We start from the raw sequence: 20,841 nt of genomic DNA, 5'->3' as shown, positions 1-20,841 counted from the left end.
CTTTTGGGCGCCCCCCTCGACACCTTGGGAAAACAACGCAAAATCCGCTGTTTCCTGGCCGATTAGGCTGAAGCTAAGGCGCGCTGAGGCAGTCGTTTCTTCTGGCATCCGGGTGCATATCCCTATGCTCTGCCGCAGGGAAACGGACACTTGGGCGGGACAGGCGTGACCAGAAAGACAAACGACGCGATCGAGGTGCGAAACGCCGTCAAGCGTTACGGCACCTTCACGGCACTCAAACAGGTGTCACTGACGATTTCGGACAATGAATTCTTTACGCTGCTCGGCCCCTCGGGCTGTGGCAAGACCACGCTTCTGCGGATGATCGCCGGGTTCGAGGACGTGACCGAAGGCGGCATCTTTCTTTTCGGCGAAGAGATCGAGGGCCTGCCGCCGCACAAGCGCCCGATCAACACCGTGTTCCAGAACTACGCGCTGTTCCCCCACATGACCGTTCTCGACAACGTGGGCTTCGGGCTGGAGATGCTGGGCAAGAGCAAGTCAGAGGCCCGCAAGCGCGCCGGCGAGGTTCTGGAAATGGTGCAGCTGTCGCAATTCTCGGCCCGCAAGCCATCGCAGCTGTCCGGCGGCCAGCAACAGCGCGTCGCCCTGGCCCGCGCGCTGGCGCCACGGCCCAAGGTGCTGCTGCTGGACGAACCGCTGAGCGCGCTGGACCTCAAGCTGCGCAAGGCCATGCAGATCGAGCTGAAGCACCTGCAAAAGGAAACCGGAATCACCTTCATCTTTGTCACCCACGACCAGGAAGAGGCGCTGACCATGTCCGACCGCGTCGCCGTCATGTCGGCGGGCGAGGTGCAGCAATTGGGCGATGCGCGCGAGATCTATGAACGCCCCCGCAACATGTTCGTGGCGGATTTCATCGGCGAGACCAACCTGCTGGAAGTCACGGTGGACCAGATCGACGCGGGCCGCGCGGCCTGTCACCTGGGCGGCGGCCACCGGCTGACCTGCGATGCCGTGGACGGGATCGGCGCGGGCGCCAGGGTGCACATGTCGCTGCGCCCCGAACGGCTGTTCCTGTCGTCCGCCCCCACCGAAAGCGAAAGCCTGAAGGCCCGCGTGCGGGAAAACATCTTCATCGGCACCGACATCTCGACCATCCTCGACCTCGACGACGGGCCCGAGTTCCGGGTGCGCGCCTCCAACTCCAGCCGGGGCACGTCCCGCGTCTTCGAGCCCGGCACAGAGGTTTTCGTCAACATGGAGCGGGGGGCCGCGCGCCTCCTGGTGGACTGATGGCGGGCGGTGCGGCAACGGGCGGATCCTCGACCAGCGACACCTATGCAGAGGCGCGCACATGGCTGCTGCTGCCGGCCTGGGTGACGCTGGGCATCCTGGTGCTGGCCCCGGTGGCGATCATGCTGGTCTATTCCTTCCTGACCAAGGAATTCCGCGGCGGCGTGATCTGGGAATTCAGCCTGGGCGCCTATGACCAGTTCTTCTGCAATCGCGGCCTGTTCGGGGATGAACCCTGTTCCATCGAATGGACCTATATCCAGATCTTCTGGCGCTCGATCTGGCAGGCAGGGGCGGCGACCCTGCTGAGCCTCGCGATCGGGTTCCCGACCGCCTATTTCATCGCCACGCGCCCCCCACGCCAGCGCACGCTCTGGGTTTTCCTCGTGACGATCCCCTACTGGGTCAACCTGCTGATCCGCACTGTCTCGATGAAGTTCCTTTTGCGCGACGAGGGGCCGCTCAACGATTTCCTGACCGGCACCGGGCTGCTGAGCGAACCGCTGGCCATCGTGAACACCAACTTCGCGGTGCAACTGGGCCTGTTCTACTCCTACCTGCCCTTCATGGTGCTGCCGATCTATGCCGCTGTCGAGCGCTACAACTTCGCTCTCTCCGAGGCGGCCTCGGACCTCTACGCCCCGCGCTGGACGGTGCTGCGCCGTATCCTCCTGCCCTCGGTCAAACCGGGGATCGTGGCGGGCTGCATCCTGGTCTTCGTGCCCTCGCTGGGGTCCTTCCTGGCGCCCGACCTGCTGGGCGGGGCAAGGAACTTCATGATCGGCTCTCTGATCGAGGAACAGTTCAAGGGCAACGCGGGCAACTGGCCTTTCGGCGCGGCGGCCTCGATGATCCTGCTGACGATGGTTCTGATCATCCTGCTGATCTTTGCCCGCCAGCAAGCCAAGGCGGAGGGCTGATCATGGCAAAGGGAAAATACGACCTGCGTGTCTACCCCGGCTTTCGCGCGATCACGCTCCTTTGCCTGGTGATCCTCTATTCCCCGCTCATCGTGGTCATGGTCTACAGCTTCAATGCCTCTCCTTCGATCACCAACTGGGAAGGGCTGTCGCTGCGCTGGTACGCCGATGTCTTCACCGGCCCGGAAAGCGCCAAGTTCAAATCTGCGGCGCGCAACAGTTTCGTCATCGCGCTGATCGCCGCCACGGTCGCCACCACCATCGCCACGCTTTCGGCCACCGCCATCCTGCGCGGCGGCAAGTTCCGGCTGCGCACCCTGTCCTTCGGCCTGATCTCCCTGCCGCTGATGGTGCCTGAGATCGTAACCGCCGTCGCCACGCTGATCTTTTTCAACGCCATCGGTTTCGACCGCGGGTTGCTGACGATCCTCCTGGCGCATATCGCCTTCTGCATCCCCTTTGCCTACCTGCCGATCTCGGCCCGGATGCAGGGGATCGAGGCGACTTATGAACAGGCCGCGATGGATCTTTACGCCACCAGGCGACAGGCCTTTACCCGCGTGCTGCTGCCGCTGATGGCGCCGGGCATCGTCTCGGGCTTCATCCTGGCCTTCATCGTCTCGCTGGACGATTTCATCATCACCAATTTCGTCAAGGGCGCGGGCGTCGAAACCCTGCCGACGGCGATCTTCGGCGCGGTCAAACAGGGCATCAAGCCCAACATCATGGCCATTTCCACGATGCTGCTTGGCGTCTCGGTGGTCATGGTGACACTATCATGGCTGATCAGCCGCAAGGACCGGAAGACCTGATCCAACAGAGGGGAAAACACATGAAAAAACTCGTCACCACAGCCGCCGCACTGGCCCTGACCGCAGGCATGGCCTCGGCCGAGGGCAAGCTCGTCATCTATCACTGGTTCGAATACATCCCGCAGGACCTGCTGGACAAGTTCGCAGAAGAACACGACGTCGAGGTGGTCATGGACACCTACGACAGCAACGAGGCGCTGCTGGCCTCGCTCAAGGCGGGCGCCATCGGCACTTATGACGTGGCCGTTCCCGGCGACTACATGGTGCAGATCATGGCCGGTGAGGGCCTGCTGGACACCATCGAAGAGGGGGAGCTGGCCAACAAGGGCAACATCCAGCCGGAATGGGCCGATCCCTCCTTTGATCCGGGCCGCGCGCATTCGATCCCCTACCAGTGGGGTTCGACCAGCTTTGCCGTGAACCGGGACGATTTCGATGGCCCCATCGACAGCACCGACATCCTGTTCAACCCGCCCGCCGCGCTTTCGGGCAAGATCAACATGCTGGACAGCCAGGGCGAGGTCATGGCGATGGCCGCGCTGCACATGGGCATCCCGCAGTGTTCCACCGACCGCGAACAGCTCAAGGCGCTGAACGCCATGCTGCAGGAGGCAAAACAGCACTGGGCCTCGTTCAACTCGGACACCGCCAAAGAGGTGCTGGTCTCGGGCGATGCCTCTGTCGGGCAGATCTACGACGGCTTCGCCGCCAAGGCCCGGCAGGAAGGCGCGAACATCGAATACGCCTTCCCGAAACAGGGCTACATCGTCTGGATGGACAACGTGGTGCTGCTCAAGGATGCGCCCAACCGTGAGAACGCATTGAAGTTCATGGATTTCCTGCTGGAGCCCGAGAACATCGCCGCGGTGACCAACTATGCGCGCTACGTCGCCGGTGTCGATGGCGTGGGGCCTTTCCTGGACCCGGAACTGGCCAAACAACCGGAGTCCAATCCGCCGGCCGACGCCGGCAAGGGCGTGTTCATCGAGGTTTGCGACCAGCAAACGCAAGAGGTCTACGACCAGATCTGGACCAACCTGAAGAAGTGAGACACCGGGTCCGTCGATCCGAAAGGGGAGCGCGCCGCGCTCCCCTTTTTGCGTTCAGGCCCGACACAGCGCGAACAGCGACCCGCGCGAAGAGATGCCCAGTTTCTCATAGGCCCTGGTCCGATAGGTCGCGATGGTCGACACGGCGACGCCAAGCTCCCCGGCGATTACCTCGGCCTTCTTTCCCGACAGGATACCAAGGCAGACGTCCCGCTCGCGCTCGGACAGGACGGCCAGCGGGGCGGGATAGCCGCATTCGGCGCGGGCCTCGAAATGCAAGAGTGCAAGCCTCGCCAGGACGCGTATGGCTGTCTCTGCTCCGCCATCCCCGGCCTCTGGCCAATAGAAGTTCACCGCAAGGCATAGCGCAGGCCCACGCACCAGAACGGCCGTCTTTCCATCCAGTCCCGGACGGTCATAGAACCGCGCGCGATACTCGCCGGTCATCCCGCCGATGACGGCCCCACTTTCGACCACCTCCAGCGTGCCGGTTTCCAATGCCAGAGCACGATGAAACAGCGGATCCTGCCGAAACCACCCTCCAAGATAGTCCTCGGCCAGGCGCGGCCCCAGGGCCGCGCTGCGAAAGTTGCGCGACAGCAGGCAGGCGGCGCTGTCCGCACGGTAGGAAAACACCATGACCTGCGCCGCCCCCGTGGCGGCCACGCTGGGGACAAAGGCATCTGCCCAGGCATCCCGCCCGGCCAGCGCAAGGCAGGTGTCGATCCCGGCCAGCAGGTCATCCATCCCCGGTGTCGGCTTGTCCTTCATTTTGCAGGACATAATCCACCGGCGCGCTCTGGTACACATCCCACAGGACAAGACGAGGAGGACGGGACATGCGCCCCAGTGGACGCGGCGAGCTGGATTCGCTTTACTTCGACTACCCGCATTTCGACCCGCCGGCGCGACCGGAGGTCGAGCCACGGGCACCGGTCGCCGTGGTTGGGGCCGGGCCGGTCGGCATGATCGCCGCGCTGACGCTGGCCCAGCACGGGGTGCGCAGCGTCCTGCTGGACGCCAAGGACACCTTCAACGACGGCAGCCGGGCCATCTGCATCTCGCGGTCCAGCTATCACATCCTTGACCAGTTGGGCATCGCGGCGCCCTTCCTGGAAAAATCGCTTGGCTGGACGAAGGGGCGGTCCTTCTATCGCGGGCGACAGATCCTGGAATTCGACATGCCTGACAGCGCGGACGAAAAGTTCCGCCCGATGTACAACCTTCAACAGCAATACATCGAGTCCTTCCTGTGGAAGGCGGTCGCCGCCTCCCCCCTGATCGAGACACGCTGGCAAAGCCGGGTGACGGGGCTGGAACAGGTCCCGGAGGGCGCGGTGCTGACGGTCGAGGATCCGAACGGCAGCTATGCCCTGCCCGCGCGCTGGGTGATCGCCGCCGACGGCGCGCGCAGCGCGATGCGCGGAATGTGCAGGCTGCGCCTGAAGGGAGAGAACTACGAGGGCCGCTACGTCATCGCCGACGTGAAGATGGCGCATGACTATCCCACCATCCGCCGTGCGCTGTTCGATCCGGCCTGCCGGCCGGGCGGCACGGTGCTGATCCACCGCCAGCCCGATAACATCTGGCGCATCGACTACCAGTTGCGCGAGGACGAGACCAACGAGGAGGCCATGCGCGAAGAGAACGTGCGCGCCTCGGTCGAAGGGGTGCTGGCCGAGATCGGCCACGATGGCGGCTACGACCTTGAGTGGTGGAGCGTTTATTCCGCCAACACCCTGCTTTTGGACGACTACCGGCAGGGCCACGTGTTCTTTGCCGGGGACAGTGCTCATATCGTGCCGATCTTCGGCGTGCGCGGGTTGAACAACGGCATCGCGGACGGGCACAACATCGGCTGGAAACTGGCCGCTGTCCTGAACCGGGCCGCCGGTGAGAGCCTGCTGGACAGCTACACGCCCGAGCGGCGCGGGGCGACGCTGGATGTCTTTGCCAATGCCACCAAGAGCACGCGGTTCATGACACCGCCCACGCATGGCTGGCGGGTGATGCGGGATGCGGCGCTGTCACTGGCGCTGAGCCGAGAGAGCGCCGGGCACCTTGCCAATCCGCGCCAGATGACGCCGCATACCTATGCCGACAGCCCGGCAACCACGCCGGACGATCCGGGCTTTGACGCCGGGCCGATCCCGGGCGCGATGATCCGGGACGTGGCGCTGGAGGATGGTTTCCTGAGCGAGCGGCTGGGCAAGGGCCTGACCCTGCTGGCCTTCGGCGACCCGGGTTTAGACGTGCCGCCGGGCCTGTCTGTCCTGCGCCTGCCGGCCGATGGCCCGGTGGCCCGGGCCTATGGCGCCGTGCAGGGAAGCGCATACCTGGTGCGCCCCGATCTGCATGTCGCGGCGCGCTGGCACGGCGCCACGGCGAAGAAACTAGCCGGGGCCTTGGGCCGCATGGCGATCAGCGAGGAGGAAACCGCATGACCCAGGCAGAGCTGGAACGCGTCTACGAGGCGATGGCTGTGGCAATCGACGACGTTGGACCGGACCAGGGCGAGGTCTTTCTGGCCAAGCTGGCGCTGGCCCTTGCCGAGGACCTGGGCCGCACGGAACGGGTGCTGGAAGTGATCGCAGAGTGCCGTTCCGGGCTGGAACGCCGGGACTGATACAGGGTCAGGCAGCACATGTCTCTGCCGCCGGAACGGCAGGCACCGCCGCCTCGGGCCAGGTGACAAGGATCACCGCACATCCCTTGCATCCGACCTCCTGCAGACTTTCTTCCAGCGAGACCAGGGGGCAAGTCAATAGGTGCTCGCCGGGTTTGGATACCTCGATCGCGACGCGCACAGGGGCCTGAGGCGGCATCCCGCGCGCCATCAGGTCATCGCGGATGCGGGCCGCCTGCCGCACCGACATGTAAAAGGCCGAGGTGGTTCCCGGCGCCGCGTGCCGCGTGCTGTCCGGCAGCGCGGCGCCTTCGCGCGACATGCCCGTGGTCAGGATCAGCGTGTCCGAAATGCCCCGTTCAGTCAGAGGCTCGCCCAGTGCGGCCGCCGCGGCAGAGGCCGCCGTGATGCCCGGAACCAGCTCCACCGCAATACCTGCGGCGCGCAATACGGCGATTTCCTCGCCCGCGCGGCCAAAGACCCCGGGATCACCGGATTTCAGCCGCACCACCCGCTTGCCCTGACGCGCGGCGGCCAGGATCACAGCATTGATGCGATCCTGCGGCCAGCTATGCGCGCCGACGTGTTTTCCGACAAACACCCGTTCCGCGTCGCGCCGCGCCAGTTCCAGCACCTCGGGGTCGACCAGCCGGTCGTAAAAGATCACGTCGGCCTCTTGCAGCCGTTCCACCGCACGCAACGTCAGCAGGTCACGCGCCCCCGGCCCGGCGCCGACAAGGGCGACATGGCCGTGCCCCGCCTCATTGGGTGCGCCGCCCGATGCTATGGCGGACTTGATGGCCTGCGCGGCCTCGCGTTCGCCGCCCCGGGCCCATGTCGCGCGGGGCGCCCCCTTGAAGACCCAGGCCCAGAAGGCGCGGCGTTGGCTGCGCGGCACCCGGGCATTGACCATCGGGCGCAGCCGCCCGGCCAGGGCCGCCAGCCCTCCCAATGAGGGGGACAGCATTTCTTCGAGGCGGGTCTTGATCTCACGGGTCAGGACCGGGGCGGTGCCTTCGCTGCCGATGGCGATGACGACCGGATCGCGATCGACCAGCGCGGGCGTGGTCAGGTCGCAAAGGTCGGGGCGGTCAACCACGTTGACCGGGCAGCGCATGGCCCTGGCCAGCGCATGAGCCGAGGCGTCAAGCGCCGGGCAACCCGTGGCGATGAAACCCATCGCGGCATCCGCGAACACCTCGGGGGTCAGGCGATGCTGGTGACGGGCGCGGCCCTTGGCAACCAGCGCCTGCAATTCCGGTTCAAGTTCAGGCGCGACCAGAAAGATCTGGGCGTCGGTCTTGAGGATCAGCCGCGCCTTCTGCGCCGCCTGCTCGCCGCCGCCGACGATGGTGACGCACCGGCCCGTTGTACGGATGAACATGGGAAAGCTTTTCATGGCGGGTCTCCTGTCAGGCGGTCTGCAGAACGGGGCGCGCCTGCCACAGCGCAGAGAGGTCGGGGGCCAGGTCCAGCGTGGCAAAGGCCAGCTCGGCGGTGCCAAGGACGATCTGGCGGGCGAACTCGGGGCCCTCGTCACTGTCCCAAAGCACGGTGAGCGCCTCGGCGGACAGGGTCAGATCCGACAGGCGGCGGTGATCCCCTGTCAGGGCCGGAAAACTGCCTTGCCATGCTGCGCCTTCTCGCAGGCCGAAACCGGCGATCTCCATGCCCGGATGGCGTTCGAATTCGCCCCCGCCGCCCTTTATGACGGTCAGGTTGCGCCAGCCCAGGCGCTGCGCCGCGTCGGCCTGCAACAGCCGGTAAGAGGGATGAAAGACCCCTTGCACGCTGGCGGATGCGCGACCCGGGTTCAGCATCCGGCAAACCGTGTTGATGCAGGAGCGCAGGCCAAGGGTCCGGCGCAGGTCGAGCAGCTGGAACAGCGCGGGATGCGCGTCTTCCAGCGGCACATAGGCGATGTTGCCCGCCTTCAGCGCCCGGGCGGCCTGCGCCGGGCTGCGGACCTGCGGGATACCCAAGGCAACAAGCCCGTCGCGGATCGCCTGATCCGGCCCGTTCCAGCCGTGCAAGAGAACACGCTGGCCGCTGGCCGCGACCAGTCTTGCGGCCAGGAGAAACCAGGGCAGACCACGGCTGCGACCGGCGGCGTAACACGGCCAGTCCAGATCGGCGCAGGGCCAGTCGGCCAGCGGGGCCTGCGCAGCGCGGGCGAACCCTGCGATTTCCTCGGACGTCTCGCCCTTCATCCTCAGCAGCATCAAAAGCGCACCGACCGCCTCGGGCGCGGCGCCTTCCAGCATCAGCGACATGGCCTCGGCGGCCTCGTCCCTTGTCAGGGAACGCGCCCGGCCCGGGCCACGGCCCAGCGTGCGCACATGGGCGGCCAGGCTCATTCCGCGGCCTCCTTCTGCTGGACGGAGGCGAGGAGGTCGGCCAGTTCCGGCCGGCAGGAGCCGCAGTTCGTGCCCGCTTGCAAGGCCACGCCGATGGCCTCGACGCTCAGCAACCCGTCGGCCTCGATGGCGCTCAGGATCGTGTTTACGCCAACCCCGAAACAGGAACAGAGGATCGGCCCCGGGTCCGGAACATCGGCGGGCGACCGGCCCGAGAGCAGGCTCTGGTCCGGCTGATCCGGCAGCGTGGCCAGGTAGTCGCGCATCACGGCGATGGGCGTGGGCGACACGAACAGAGCCGCGACCAGTTGCCCGTTTTCCCGAAAGGCCAGACGTGCATTCCCCAGCCCCGGCCCCGTGACCGAGGTCAGTTCGGCTGTCGGCAGATCGAACAGCGCGCGCGCTTCGGCCTCCCAATCCTGCGGCGTGTCCAGCCCGGCAAGCTCGGCACGCTGGCCCGAACGGGTGACGCTGCGCGCCCAATAGGCGGCCTTTGGCGTCATCGGCCGGGCGGACACCGCGAAACCGTACCATGCCGCGTTGAGCCGCGTGACATTGACCACGCTGGCCTTGCTTTCCGGCTGGCCCGAGACGGGGTCGGTCACCGCCGCCACCAGCGCGTCGATCCGCGCCGAGGGTGCGGTCTCGCCGGTCCAGTGCATAGGCGCAAAGACCTGCCCGGGACGAACGGCATCGGTGATGCGAGCGCGCAGGATGGCACTGCCCTGCGGGCTGTCGACCCGAACAAGGTCGGCCGACCCGATGCCCTTGGCGAAGGCATCGGCGGGATGGATTTCCAGGAAGGGCTCTGCCAGATGCGCCGAGAGCCGTGCCGAAAGCGCCGTCCGCGTCATAGTGTGCCACTGGTCGCGTGTGCGCCCAGTGTTGAGGCGGAACGGGTAGCGCGGGGCGGTCTTCGCGACCGGCGGACGCCATGACACCGGGACCAGGCGGGCCTTCTGGTCGGCATGAAAGAACCGGCCATCGGAAAAGAAACGCCCGCCTTCGCTCCTTGCACTGACCGGCCAGCGGGTGGGCTGCAACGCGTCGTAGTCCTCGCCCACAAGGCCAGAAATATCGAAATCGCGGCCAAAGGACCCTGCGATGCCCGAAAGTGCGGCGTATTCGCGAAAGATCTCTGCCGGGGACTGGTAGTCGAAGGCTCCCTGCCAGCCCATGCGACGGCCAACCTCGGCGAGGATTTCCCAGTCGGGGCGTGCGCTCCCGAGCGCTGGCAAGGCTGCGCGCTGGCGGCTGATCGTGCGGTCGGAATTGGTAACGGTGCCGTCCTTTTCCGCCCAGGCGCTGGCGGGAAGCAGCACATCGGCCAGCCGCGCGGTATCGGTCTCGGCGGTGATGTCGCTGACGACTGTGAAATCGCACCCCGTGATGGCGTCGCGCACACGGTCGGCATCGGGCATGGACACCGCGGGATTGGTGTGGATGATCCAGAGCGCCTTGATGCGCCCCTCGCCCACGGCGTTGAACATGTCGACGGCCTTGAGACCGGGTGCATCGGGAACAGTGGGCGCCGCCCAGAAATCCCGCACAGCGGCGCGGTGATCGGCTTTTTCGAGGTCGAGGTGACAAGCCAGCATGTTCGCCAGCCCCCCGACCTCGCGCCCGCCCATCGCGTTGGGCTGGCCGGTGACCGACAGAGGCCCGCAGCCGGGCTTGCCGATGCGGCCCGTGGCGAGGTGACAGTTGAGGATCGCGTTGACCTTATCCGAGCCAGAGCTGGACTGGTTCACGCCCTGGCTGAAGATGGTGACGGTCTTTTCGGTGCCAATCCACTGATGGCAAAAGGCGGCGATCTGCGCATCGCTCAGGCCGGTGGCGGCGCCATCCTCGGCGCGGGCCTGTTCCAGCGCGGCGTCAAATCCCGTGGTGTTGCCCAGGAAATCCGCGTCGACCGCGCCACGCGCGTCGATTTCCGCCAAGAGCCGGTTGAACAGGGCGACGTCCGATCCCGGCTCCAGCGCCAGGTGCATGTCGGCGCCGTCGCAACTGGCGGTGCGGCGCGGGTCCACGACGATAATCCGCGTGCCGCGCGCCTTTCGCGCCGCAAGAACACGCTGGTACAGGACCGGATGACACCAGGCCAGGTTCGAGCCGACAAGGACCACCAGGTCCGCGTCCTCGATGTCCTCGTAGGTGCCGGGGACCGTATCTGTGCCGAAGGCGCGCTTGTGCCCCGCCACTGTCGAGGCCATGCAAAGACGAGAGTTCGTGTCGATGTTGGCCGAACCGATGAAACCTTTCATCAGCTTGTTGGCCACGTAGTAGTCCTCGGTCAGCAATTGCCCGGAGACGTAGAAGGCAACGCTGTCCGGCCCGTGTTCGGCAATGGTGGAGGCAAAGCGTTCGGCCACCGTGTCGAGGGCGCTGTCCCAGCTGACCTCCCGCCCGCCAATCCGCGGCGTCAGAAGGCGGTGGCCCGTCCCGACCGTCTCGCCCAGCGCAGAGCCCTTGGAACACAGGCGCCCGAAATTGGCCGGGTGGTCCGGGTCGCCGCGCACGTCCAGACCTCCGTCCGGCTGCGGGGTCAGCAAGACGCCGCAGCCCACCCCGCAATAGGGGCAGGTGGACCGGACAGTTTTCCGCCCTGCCCCCGCCATCACGCCGCGCTCCGGTTCTGGAGCGCGCTGATCTCCAGCAGGATGCGCCCCGCCTCGATCCGCACGGGGTAGACCGCGATGCGCCCCTCGTCGGCCCCCTGCGCCTCGCCTGTGTTCAGGTCGAACACCCAGTTATGCAGGGGACAGGTGACTTTCTGCCCGTGCACGATGCCCTCGGACAATGGCCCCTGCTTGTGCGGGCAGGCGTTCGAGGCGGCAAAGACCTCGTCCTCGGCAGTGCGGAACACCGCGATGCAACCCGCCTGGGTCTTCACCAGGCGCGCACCGCGCAGGGGAACATCCGTGACGGCACCAATGTCGGTCCAGTTCATTCTGCTGCCTCCAGTGTGAAATCGGCCAGCGGCTGAAAGCCTTGCGCCACGTCCGGGCGGGCCCGTTCGGCCCAGGGATCGGTCTGGTAGACGCTTTGCGAGAGGTCGAAACGGTCAACCAGCGCCGCGCGTTCCGCAGGGTCGGTCAGCACCTCCTGCACCCAGTCCAGCCCGACCTTGGCGAGCCATTTGTAAGCCCGGTCGAGATACTTGCCGTTCTCGCGGTAAAGCTGGACAAAGGCGACGGTCCATTCGATCGCCTCTTCCTCGGTGGCGACGTCCACGAGGCGTTCGACCTCCTTGACGTCCATGCCCGCGGCGCCGCCAACCCCGATCTGGTAGCCAGAGTCGACACAGACGATGCCGATGTCCTTGCAGGTGGCCTCGGCGCAGTTGCGCGGACAGCCCGAAACACCCAGCTTGACCTTGTGCGGTGTCCAGGACCCCCAAAGCCGCTTTTCCAGCTTGATGCCCAGGCCGGTGGAATCCTGCGTGCCGAAACGGCACCAATCCGAACCGACGCAAGTCTTCACCGTGCGCAGCCCCTTGGTATAGGCGTGACCCGAGACCATGCCGGCCCTGTTCAGATCGGCCCAAATCGCGGGCAGGTCTTCCTTGCGCACGCCCAGCAGGTCGATCCGCTGGCCACCTGTCACCTTGACCGTGGCGCCGTATTTCTCGGCCGCCTGGGCGATGGCCACCAGTTCCTGCGGCGTGGTCATGCCACCCCACATGCGCGGCATCACGCTATAGGTGCCGTCCTTCTGGATGTTTGCGTGGTTGCGCTCGTTGACGAAGCGGCTTTGCGGGTCGTCTGTATAGTCCAGCGGCCAGTCCGCCAGCAGGTAGAAGTTCACCGCCGGGCGGCAGGTGTGACAACCGTTGACCGTCTTCCAACCCAGTTCTTGCCAGACGGCCTCTTGCGATTTCAGCTCCTGGCTCTTGATCAGGCGACGCACGTCCTCATGGCTGAGATCGGTACAGCCGCAGACCGGCTGGGCCGTGGGCATCTCGAACCCGTCGCCAAGCGTCACCTGCAACAGTTGTTCCACCAGCCCGGTACAGGTCCCGCAGGAGGCGCTGGCCTTGGTCGTGGCCTTGACCGCGCCGAGATCGGTGGCACCACCTTCGATGGCCTGGACGATCTGACCCTTGCATATGCCGTTGCACCCGCAGATCTCTGCCTCAGGCGGCAAGGCTGCAACGGCTGAGAGAGGGTCCGCTTGACCGCCTCCCTGATAGGCGGGGCCAAAGATCAGCGTCTCGCGCATGTCCGAGATGTCGGTGCCGTCCTTGATCAGGCCGAAGAACCAGTTGCTGTCGGCGGTGTCGCCGTACATCACCGCGCCGACCAGCCTGTCGCCCTCGATCACCAGCCGCTTGTAGACGCCGCGCGACGGGTCACGGAAGATCACGTCCTCACGCCCCTCCCCCTCGGCGAAGTCGCCTGCGCTGAAGAGGTCGCAGCCCGTGACCTTCAACTTGGTCGAAAGCTCCTTGGGCACGAAGGCCGCCTCTTCCCCGATCAGGGTTGCCGCGACCACCTTGGCCTGGTCATAAAGCGGCGCGACGAGGCCAAACAACTGCCCGTCAAGTTCGACACATTCGCCCACGGCCAGCACGTCCGGGTCCGAGGTCATCATCTGTGCGTTGACCTCGATCCCCCGCGCCACCTCCAGATGGGCATCGGTGGCCAGCCGGGTTTCCGGGCGGATGCCCACGGCCATGACCACAAGATCGGCGTCCAGTACGGTGCCGTCCTCCAGCAGCACGGCCTCGACGCGATCCTCACCCAGGATCGCCTTGGTCGCGGCCTTGGTCATCACCGTGATGCCGCGGTCCTCCAGGTCTTTTTTCAGCAGGTAGCCCGCTGCCTCGTCCAGCTGGCGTTCCATCAGGTGGCCCATCAGGTGCAACACGGTGACCTGCATGCCGCGCAGGGCCAGCCCGGCCGCCGCCTCCAGCCCCAGGAGGCCGCCGCCGATCACCACGGCCTTGCCGCCCTTGGCCGAGGCCTCGACCATCGCGTTGGTATCGTCGAGGTCGCGATAGGCGATCACGCCGGGCAGATCCTTGCCCGGCACCGGGATGATGAAGGGGGCTGAGCCCGTGGCGATCAGCAGCTTGTCATAGCTGACCGCGCCGTTCTGGCCCGTGACCGTCCTGCTGTCGCGGTCAATGCCCACCACATGCTCGCCAAAGCGGCAAGTGATCTCGTTCTGCGCATACCAGTCGTCGTCATGGGTGACGATTTCCTCGTAGGTCTTTTCGCCGGACAGCACGGGCGAGAGCATGATGCGGTTGTAGTTGCCACGCGGTTCGGCGTTGAACAGCGTGATGTCATATTGGTCCGGGGCCTGCTCTCGCAGGTGTTCCAGCACTCGGCCAGAGGCCATGCCAGCGCCGATGACGACAAGTTTCTGTTTCATGGGGATTACTCCGCCGCGATGGCCCGCGGCGCTTGGGCCTTGGGCTTGGGTTTGGCGCCGTGTTCGTATTCCTCGAGGAAATCGAGCACCTGGGCGCGGTAATCGTAGTAGTCGGGGTGTTCCAGCAGCGCCTTGCGGGTACGCGGTCGCGGCAGGTCGACGTCGACGATCTTGCCGATCGTGGCCTGCGGCCCGTTGGTCATCATCACCACCCGGTCGGCCAGCAGGATCGCCTCGTCGACGTCATGGGTGACGCAGATCGCGGTGACCTTGGTCCGGTCCCAGACCTCCATCAGCACTTCCTGCAACTCCCAGCGCGTCAGGCTGTCGAGCATCCCGAAAGGTTCATCCAGCAGCAGCAGCTTGGGCGAGAGCGCAAAGGCCCGCGCGATGCCGACCCGCTGTTTCATGCCGTTCGAAAGCTCGCTGGCCGATTTGTCCATCGCATCGGCCAGGCCGACCCGTTCAAGGTAGTATTCCACCACGTCCTGACGTTCGGCGCGGCTGGCCTTGGGATAGACCTTGTCCACGCCCACGGCGCAGTTTTCGCGCGCCGTCAGCCAGGGAAACAGTGAGGGCGACTGGAAGACAACGGCCCGCTCCGGGTCGGCGCCCTCGACATGGCGCCCGTCCAGCTTGATCGTGCCCTTGGAAATCTCGTTCAGACCGGCGGCCATCGTCAGCACAGTGGACTTGCCGCACCCGGAATGGCCGATCAGCGAGATGAACTCGCCCCGGTCCATTTTCAGGTTGAAATCCTCGACCACGGTCAGCGGGCCCTTGGGTGTGGCGTAGACCTTGTGCAATTGGCTGAAATCGAGGAAGCGTTCGTCGATCAGCCCCTGCTGCGCGTCCTTGACCGCCTGCGGCACGCCGTGGATCGGGGTCACGTCCGGCAGCACCTTGCTGCCTTCGGATTTCGCTTCGATGCCCACGTCCATCAGGTATTGCGTCACCTGCGCGCGCAGTGCCTTGAACCCTTCGTCGTGGTTCATGGCAGAGCGGTCACGCGGGCGGGCGATGTCGACCTTGAACTCTTCGCTCAGCGTGCCATCCGGGTTCAGCGCGATGATGCGGTCGGCCAGCAGGATCGCCTCATCCACGTCATTGGTAATCAGCACGCAGGTCTTCTTGTCCGCCTCCCAGATCTTCTCGATCTCCTCGGCGAGGTTGGCCCGGGTCAGCGCGTCGAGCGCCGACAGCGGCTCGTCCAGCAACAGCACCTCGGGCGACATGGCCAGCGCGCGGGCCACGTTCACCCGCTGACGCATGCCCCCCGACAATTCCGCCGGGCGGCGCGTGGCGGCATGGCTGAGGCCGACCATCTGGACGTAGTGGGCAACCTTGGCGGCCTTTTCGGCACGCGGCATTCCCGGGAAAACCGTGTCCACCGCCAGCCGTACATTGCCTTCGACCGTCAGCCAGGGCATCAGCGAGTAGTTCTGAAAGATCACCCCGCGTTCACGGCCCGGTCCCTTGATGGGTTTGCCCTGAAAGGAAACGCTGCCCTGCGTGGGCATTTCCAGCCCGGCCATCAGGTTGATGAGCGTGGTCTTGCCGGTGCCGGAAAAGCCCAGGATCACCAGGAACTCGCCGTCCTGCACCTTGAGGTCGATGTCCTTGAGCACCGGCGTGACATGGGTGCCCTCGCCGAAACTCTTGGAGACATTGTTGAAATCGATCACTGCCATGTCGTTCACCGCTGGTTCGAGAAGGTGAAGAGGGACTGCAGCGCGAACATCACGCGATCCAGCAGGAAGCCGATGATGCCGATGGTGAAGACGGCGACCATGATCTTGGCCAGCGACTGGCTGGAGCCGTTCTGGAACTCGTCCCAGACGAATTTGCCCAGGCCGGGGTTCTGCGCCAGCATCTCTGCCGCGATCAGGACCATCCAGCCGACGCCGAGGCTTAGCCGCAGTCCGGTGAAGATCAGCGGCAGCGCCGAGGGCAGCACCAGCTTGGTAACCTTGGTGTATGTGTTCATCTTCAGGACCTTGGAGACGTTCACCAGGTCCTTGTCGATCGAGGCCACGCCCAGCGCGGTGTTGATGATCGTCGGCCAGATCGAACAGAGTGTGACGGTAATCGCCGAGATCAGGAAGGATTTGGCAAAGAGCCCGTCATTGGTGACGTAGACCGCCGAGACGATCATCGTGACGATGGGCAGCCAAGCCAGCGGAGAGACCGGTTTGAAGATCTGGATCAGCGGGTTCAGCGCGGCATTTGCGGTGGGCGAAAGCCCCGCCATGATGCCCAGCGGAATGGCCACGACCGTGCCGACGAAAAAGCCGAAGAAGACCGTCTTGATCGAGGTCCAGATCTGTTCGTAGTAGCTGGGCGCGCCGGTATAGGCGATGTCCTTGACCTTTTCCGGTTGGCCCGCGTCGATGAACTTCTGGTTGCGCTTGGCCACCATGGCCTCGAACTTTTCGCGCTTGGCGGCCTTGGCCCCGGCATCGGCGTGCAGGTTCACGGCCTCCTCCCAGACCGCCGCCGGGCCGGGCACGGCGCCCAGCGAGGTCTGTACCTGCGGCGCCAGTGTGCCCCAGAGCAGCAGGAACCCGGCTATGGCCAGCAAGGGGACCCCCAGAAGGCGCCAAAGGTCCTTCATCTGCGCCCTGGGGTTGTCGCCTGCGGCAGCCTTGAGCGCGGGCGTGACCCAGCTCAGCCCCAGCACCTGGAACCATTTGTCGGCGGCGTTGATGCGGGTGAAGAGGCGGGCGCGCCGGGCCTCTCTGGCGGCGCTGTCGGAGAAATTCGGGTCGACGGTGGTCATGTCTTGCGGTCCTCGATCGGAGGGAGGGAGTGGGGGTCTGCGCCCGGAGCGCGCGTAACAGGGAGTGAAAGACGCGCCCCGGGCTAGGTCCGAAGCCCGGGCGTCAGCCCTTGACCTCGGTTCCGACGACGGTCTGGCCGTCCTTCAGACCGATGGGCAGGCTGTCGAGATAGGCATTGGGCGTGCGGCCGTCGTAGGGGATGCCGTCGATGATGTCGGCGGCCGGGGTCGGCGCCTTGTAACCATCGCTGTCCCAAGGGAAATCCGCCTCGTTCGCCAGCCCCTCGTCGACCAGAATGCGCGCGGCTTCCAGGTAGATGTCCGGACGATAGACCGACCGCGCGACCTCGTCGTACCAGCTGTCCGGCTTCGCTTCGGCGATCTGACCCCAGCGGCGCATCTGGGTCAGGTACCAGACCGCGTCCGAGTAGAAAGGATAGGTGGCGTTGTAGCGGAAAAAGACGTTGAAGTCCGGAACGTCGCGCTTGTCGCCCTTCTCGTATTCGAAGGTGCCGGTCATCGAGTTGGCGATCACGTCATAATCGGCGCCGACGTATTCGGGCCGCGACAGGATCTCGACCGCGTCGGGACGGTTGGCGTTGTCGTTCTCGTCCAGCCACATGGCGGCACGGATCAGCGCCTTGGTCACGGCCAGCGTGGTGTTGGGGTATTCCTCGGCGAACTCGGCGGTGATGCCGAATACCTTTTCGGGGTTGTTCTTCCACAGCTCGTAGTCGGTGATGACCGGCACGCCGATGCCCTTGAACACCGCCTGCTGGTTCCACGGCTCACCGACGCAGTAGCCGTAGATTGTGCCGGCCTCCAACGTGGCAGGCATCTGCGGTGGCGGCGTCACTGACAGCAGGACGTCAGCGCCGATCTGGCCGGTGATGTTTTCGGGGCTGTAGTAGCCAGGGTGCAGGCCGCCCGCAGCCAGCCAGTAGCGCAGCTCGTAGTTGTGTGTCGAAACCGGGAAGACCATGCCCATGTTGAAGGGCTTGCCTTCAGCCTTGTACTTTTCGACCACCGGCGCCAGCGCCTCGGCGGAAATCGGGTGGACGGGCTTGCCGTCCTCGTGGGGAATGTTCGGCTTCATCTGGTCCCAGATCTCGTTCGAGACGGTGATGCCGTTTCCGTTCAGGTCCATCGAGAACGGGGTGATGATATGCGCCTCGGTGCCGAAGCCGATGGTCGCCGCCAACGGCTGACCGGCCAGCATGTGCGCGCCATCCAGTTGCCCGCCGATCACGCCGTCCAGCAGCACCTTCCAGTTGGCCTGCGCCTCCAGCGTGACGAAAAGACCCTCGTCGAGGAAATAGCCCTGTTCATAGGCCACGGCGAGCGGCGCCATGTCGGTCAGCTTTATGAAGCCGAAGGTCAGCTCGTCCTTTTCAAGCTCGAGCATCTGCGCCAGCGCGGGGCTGACAAGGGCGGTGGTGGCCGCGAGGCCGAGGAGGAAAGACTTCATGAGGTCGGTTCCTTTTCCAGGGGCCCGGGTCCTTCACGAAACGCCGGGCAAGACAAAATGCCGCAAACACGCTTTGTCCGGTGACAGACAAAGAGTGAGCGGCGTTGCTCGGATGATCCCGGTCTATGGGAGGTATTTCGCGCGACGTACGCCATTGCACGTCGATGGGTTTATCCTGCGTCAGCGATCCGGGGCGCGGCAACGTTTTTCTGCTGCACTGCGGCGCCAGATTCGGAAATCACCCGAACTGGCACGCTGCACTGCCGCATAATTGTGCATCATATGCGGTCAGGGTCAAAAACGCGCCCATCAAAGAACGCATCTGGCGGCAGCATCAGACCACCTTTCCGCGAAGCGACGGCGGTTTCCTCGCGAATCGCGCCTTCGAGTTTCTCGGACGCACCGGGCAGATCGGCCCCCGTGGAAGCCATCTGTGCGCGGTAGATATCGCTGCGAAAGACCTCTGCCGCCCGCGCGCGCGCCTGGGCCTCGTCCAGCCCCAGGCGCCCGGCAAGCCGATGCGCGATCCACTTGGCTTGGCTGCGCCAGGGAAAATTCGCAGCCCCTTCGTGGAAGGCGACGAAACCATCGACAAGGCGCTGTTCGGCATGGCTCGAAATCGTCAGCCGCCCGGAAAGGGCGCGATCGACCACCTCGGACGGCAGGTCGAGATAGGGTTTCTGAGCCAGGATCTCTGCCGCCGAGGTGCGGTGCCCCGGCGCATCCAGCCAGCGCCCCGCCCGCCAGACCGCGCGCATCAGCTTGCCCAGCAGGTGAGGTTCTGTCTCGGCCCAGTCGGTGCGCACGGCCAGCACCTTTTCCGGCGCAAAGGACCAGACCGCCTTGCCCGGCAGCAAGAGCGCCCCGGCCCCGGCCTCGACCGCAGCCGACCCCCAGGGCTCGCCCACGCAAAAGGCATCCACGTCCCCCTCGGCGAGGGCGCGCACCATGAGCGGCGGCGGCACGGTGCGCACCTCAAACCCCTTTTCGGCGAGGCCGGAGGACTCCAGCCAGTAGTGCAGCAGTTCGACGTGCATGGAGAAGGGGAAAGGCACGCCGAAGACAAGCGGCCGATCCGCAACGGCGACAAGGGCGCGGGCCGCGCCTGCCGCATCATGGAAATCGAACCCGTACCCCGAGGCGCGCAACCGATCCTCCAGCGCGCGGCTGACGCCGATCACGTTGCCATTGACCGACAGGACAGAGACCGCCGACACCGGCTGTGTCACCCCGCCCAGCCCCAGAGCCATCGCGACGGGCACAGGGGACAGCAACTGCGCCGCATCCACGCGGCCAAAGGCCAGCATGTCGCGCACCGACGACCACGAGGGCGCCGCGATCAGATCCAGCGCGATTCCTTCTTCGCGGGCAAACCCCATCTCCTCGGCCACGATCAGTGGTGCCGCGTCAACCAGCGGCACAAATGCCGTGGGCAGCCTGACCATCTTCATGACAAGAGCCCCGATGCCGTGACCAGAGCCTCGGCCACGTCGGCCACGCGGCGCCCCTGGTCCATCGCGGCCTTGCGCAACAGGGCATAGGCCTCTTCCTCTTCGATGCCGCGGGCCTTCATCAGCAGCCCCTTTGCGCGGTCGATAACCTTGCGTTCCTCCAGCGCACGGCGGGTCTCGGCCAGTTCCCGGCGCATCTGGCGCATCATCTGGAACCGGGCGATGGCGGCGTCGAGAACAGGTTTGAGCCGATCCGGCTGCATCCCGTCGACGACATAGGCCGACAGGCCCGCCTCGACCGCCTCTCGCGCCAGACCGCTTGCGGCTCCCGAGACGAACATGGCAACAGGACGTTCCAGCGGGCCGGAGGCCAACGTCAGTTCCTCAAGCATGTCACGGGTCGGGTTGTCGATGTCGATCAGCACGACATCGGGGGCCAGAGCGCCGATCCGGCGCGCCAGGCTGGACGCATTGCCTATGACATGCACGTCATAAGGGCCCGAGGCGCGCAGCGCATCGACGATCGAGATCGCGCGCTCGCGGTCTTCCTCGACGACGACGATGGTGATCCGATCCGACATGAGGTCTTTTCACCACTGGCGCGGCGCAGGGCAAGCGCGGGCGCCCCCGGATGCCCGCCAACCCGGCATGATGCCCAAAAATTGGGCAACCTTTTGCGCTCATCCGAAAACGGCAAAGGGGCGGCGCAGATGCGCCGCCCCTTCGAGAGCAAGGCCTTTGCG

General features: G+C 65.5%; 17 protein-coding genes. 6 read left to right on the top strand and 11 right to left on the bottom strand.

Annotated elements, in window-relative coordinates:
- Window positions 1-165 precede the first annotated feature (165 nt).
- From BLQ71_RS13690 to BLQ71_RS13675, 4 genes are read left to right on the top strand one after another with little or no spacing between them, the layout of a single operon-like run.
- The gene (locus tag BLQ71_RS13690) at window positions 166-1,257 is read left to right on the top strand and encodes an ABC transporter ATP-binding protein (protein WP_069211009.1); all 1,092 of its coding nucleotides are present in this window, start codon (window positions 166-168) and stop codon (window positions 1,255-1,257) included.
- Complete coding sequence (locus tag BLQ71_RS13685; protein WP_043137178.1) at window positions 1,257-2,177, top strand: ABC transporter permease; 921 nt, start codon at window positions 1,257-1,259, stop codon at window positions 2,175-2,177. The genes BLQ71_RS13690 and BLQ71_RS13685 overlap by 1 nt, the downstream gene beginning before the upstream one ends.
- A gap of 2 nt (window positions 2,178-2,179) precedes the next feature.
- On the top strand, window positions 2,180-2,989 hold the full coding sequence (locus BLQ71_RS13680; protein WP_074622111.1) for an ABC transporter permease: 810 nt from the start codon (window positions 2,180-2,182) through the stop codon (window positions 2,987-2,989).
- 20 nt (window positions 2,990-3,009) lie between these two features.
- Window positions 3,010-4,038 carry an extracellular solute-binding protein gene (locus tag BLQ71_RS13675; RefSeq protein WP_074622110.1) on the top strand — a complete coding sequence of 343 codons (1,029 nt, stop codon included), beginning with the start codon at window positions 3,010-3,012 and terminating at the stop codon, window positions 4,036-4,038.
- Window positions 4,039-4,092: 54 nt separating this feature from the next.
- On the opposite strand, the gene BLQ71_RS13670 is transcribed toward BLQ71_RS13675, so the two are convergent.
- Window positions 4,093-4,809 (bottom strand): response regulator transcription factor, encoded by a 717-nt coding sequence (locus BLQ71_RS13670; RefSeq protein ID WP_157923292.1) that lies wholly within the window; start codon window positions 4,807-4,809, stop codon window positions 4,093-4,095.
- Between the two features lie 68 nt (window positions 4,810-4,877).
- Here BLQ71_RS13670 and BLQ71_RS13665 point away from each other — a divergent pair, with 68 nt between their 5' ends.
- Both BLQ71_RS13665 and BLQ71_RS13660 read left to right on the top strand, forming a co-directional pair.
- Window positions 4,878-6,482 (top strand): FAD-dependent monooxygenase, encoded by a 1,605-nt coding sequence (locus tag BLQ71_RS13665; protein WP_074622108.1) that lies wholly within the window; start codon window positions 4,878-4,880, stop codon window positions 6,480-6,482.
- Window positions 6,479-6,664 carry a hypothetical protein gene (locus BLQ71_RS13660; RefSeq protein WP_043137189.1) on the top strand — a complete coding sequence of 62 codons (186 nt, stop codon included), beginning with the start codon at window positions 6,479-6,481 and terminating at the stop codon, window positions 6,662-6,664. The genes BLQ71_RS13665 and BLQ71_RS13660 overlap by 4 nt, the downstream gene beginning before the upstream one ends.
- Before the next feature lie 7 nt (window positions 6,665-6,671).
- Here the strand turns inward: BLQ71_RS13660 and cysG are convergent, their stop codons facing one another.
- The 10 genes from cysG to BLQ71_RS13610 all read right to left on the bottom strand — a co-directional run bounded on the left by cysG (window position 6,672) and on the right by BLQ71_RS13610 (window position 20,679).
- Entirely contained in the window at window positions 6,672-8,063 is a 1,392-nt protein-coding gene (gene cysG / locus BLQ71_RS13655) for a siroheme synthase CysG (protein ID WP_074622107.1), read from the bottom strand.
- Window positions 8,064-8,076: 13 nt separating this feature from the next.
- Window positions 8,077-9,021 (bottom strand): glycosyl transferase family protein, encoded by a 945-nt coding sequence (locus BLQ71_RS13650; RefSeq protein WP_074622106.1) that lies wholly within the window; start codon window positions 9,019-9,021, stop codon window positions 8,077-8,079.
- Window positions 9,018-11,639, bottom strand: coding sequence for a nitrate reductase (locus BLQ71_RS13645; protein ID WP_074622105.1), 2,622 nt, complete (start codon window positions 11,637-11,639; stop codon window positions 9,018-9,020). Before BLQ71_RS13645 ends, BLQ71_RS13650 begins: the two co-directional genes overlap by 4 nt.
- Window positions 11,639-11,971: a nitrite reductase small subunit NirD gene (nirD, locus tag BLQ71_RS13640; protein WP_043137201.1), complete on the bottom strand. Its 333-nt coding sequence runs from the start codon at window positions 11,969-11,971 to the stop codon at window positions 11,639-11,641. The genes BLQ71_RS13645 and nirD overlap by 1 nt, the downstream gene beginning before the upstream one ends.
- Complete coding sequence (nirB, locus tag BLQ71_RS13635) at window positions 11,968-14,400, bottom strand: nitrite reductase large subunit NirB (protein WP_074622104.1); 2,433 nt, start codon at window positions 14,398-14,400, stop codon at window positions 11,968-11,970. Before nirB ends, nirD begins: the two co-directional genes overlap by 4 nt.
- Before the next feature lie 5 nt (window positions 14,401-14,405).
- The gene (locus tag BLQ71_RS13630; RefSeq protein WP_074622103.1) at window positions 14,406-16,091 is read right to left on the bottom strand and encodes an ABC transporter ATP-binding protein; all 1,686 of its coding nucleotides are present in this window, start codon (window positions 16,089-16,091) and stop codon (window positions 14,406-14,408) included.
- Between the two features lie 5 nt (window positions 16,092-16,096).
- Complete coding sequence (locus BLQ71_RS13625; RefSeq protein ID WP_074622102.1) at window positions 16,097-17,179, bottom strand: ABC transporter permease; 1,083 nt, start codon at window positions 17,177-17,179, stop codon at window positions 16,097-16,099.
- A 103-nt stretch (window positions 17,180-17,282) separates the two neighbouring features.
- Window positions 17,283-18,647, bottom strand: coding sequence for a CmpA/NrtA family ABC transporter substrate-binding protein (locus BLQ71_RS13620; protein ID WP_074622101.1), 1,365 nt, complete (start codon window positions 18,645-18,647; stop codon window positions 17,283-17,285).
- A 278-nt stretch (window positions 18,648-18,925) separates the two neighbouring features.
- Window positions 18,926-20,098: an ABC transporter substrate-binding protein gene (locus BLQ71_RS13615; protein WP_074622100.1), complete on the bottom strand. Its 1,173-nt coding sequence runs from the start codon at window positions 20,096-20,098 to the stop codon at window positions 18,926-18,928.
- Window positions 20,095-20,679 carry an ANTAR domain-containing response regulator gene (locus BLQ71_RS13610; RefSeq protein WP_043137215.1) on the bottom strand — a complete coding sequence of 195 codons (585 nt, stop codon included), beginning with the start codon at window positions 20,677-20,679 and terminating at the stop codon, window positions 20,095-20,097. Before BLQ71_RS13610 ends, BLQ71_RS13615 begins: the two co-directional genes overlap by 4 nt.
- Window positions 20,680-20,841 lie beyond the last annotated feature (162 nt).

Source organism: Antarctobacter albus (genome assembly GCF_900101505.1).
Taxonomy (GTDB): domain Bacteria; phylum Pseudomonadota; class Alphaproteobacteria; order Rhodobacterales; family Rhodobacteraceae; genus Antarctobacter; species Antarctobacter albus.
This window is presented reverse-complemented; position numbering and strand designations above follow the sequence as displayed.

Excerpts from the sequence above, each read along its gene's own strand:
- BLQ71_RS13685 (WP_043137178.1), top strand. The coding sequence starts at position 1,257 with ATGGCGGGCGGTGCGGCAACGGGCGGATCCTCGACCAGCGACACCTAT.
- BLQ71_RS13680 (WP_074622111.1), top strand. The coding sequence starts at position 2,180 with ATGGCAAAGGGAAAATACGACCTGCGTGTCTACCCCGGCTTTCGCGCG.
- BLQ71_RS13675 (WP_074622110.1), top strand. The coding sequence starts at position 3,010 with ATGAAAAAACTCGTCACCACAGCCGCCGCACTGGCCCTGACCGCAGGC.
- BLQ71_RS13670 (WP_157923292.1), bottom strand. The coding sequence starts at position 4,809 with ATGAAGGACAAGCCGACACCGGGGATGGATGACCTGCTGGCCGGGATC.
- BLQ71_RS13665 (WP_074622108.1), top strand. The coding sequence starts at position 4,878 with ATGCGCCCCAGTGGACGCGGCGAGCTGGATTCGCTTTACTTCGACTAC.
- BLQ71_RS13660 (WP_043137189.1), top strand. The coding sequence starts at position 6,479 with ATGACCCAGGCAGAGCTGGAACGCGTCTACGAGGCGATGGCTGTGGCA.
- cysG (WP_074622107.1), bottom strand. The coding sequence starts at position 8,063 with ATGAAAAGCTTTCCCATGTTCATCCGTACAACGGGCCGGTGCGTCACC.
- BLQ71_RS13650 (WP_074622106.1), bottom strand. The coding sequence starts at position 9,021 with ATGAGCCTGGCCGCCCATGTGCGCACGCTGGGCCGTGGCCCGGGCCGG.
- BLQ71_RS13645 (WP_074622105.1), bottom strand. The coding sequence starts at position 11,639 with ATGGCGGGGGCAGGGCGGAAAACTGTCCGGTCCACCTGCCCCTATTGC.
- nirD (WP_043137201.1), bottom strand. The coding sequence starts at position 11,971 with ATGAACTGGACCGACATTGGTGCCGTCACGGATGTTCCCCTGCGCGGT.
- nirB (WP_074622104.1), bottom strand. The coding sequence starts at position 14,400 with ATGAAACAGAAACTTGTCGTCATCGGCGCTGGCATGGCCTCTGGCCGA.
- BLQ71_RS13630 (WP_074622103.1), bottom strand. The coding sequence starts at position 16,091 with ATGGCAGTGATCGATTTCAACAATGTCTCCAAGAGTTTCGGCGAGGGC.
- BLQ71_RS13625 (WP_074622102.1), bottom strand. The coding sequence starts at position 17,179 with ATGACCACCGTCGACCCGAATTTCTCCGACAGCGCCGCCAGAGAGGCC.
- BLQ71_RS13620 (WP_074622101.1), bottom strand. The coding sequence starts at position 18,647 with ATGAAGTCTTTCCTCCTCGGCCTCGCGGCCACCACCGCCCTTGTCAGC.
- BLQ71_RS13615 (WP_074622100.1), bottom strand. The coding sequence starts at position 20,098 with ATGAAGATGGTCAGGCTGCCCACGGCATTTGTGCCGCTGGTTGACGCG.
- BLQ71_RS13610 (WP_043137215.1), bottom strand. The coding sequence starts at position 20,679 with ATGTCGGATCGGATCACCATCGTCGTCGTCGAGGAAGACCGCGAGCGC.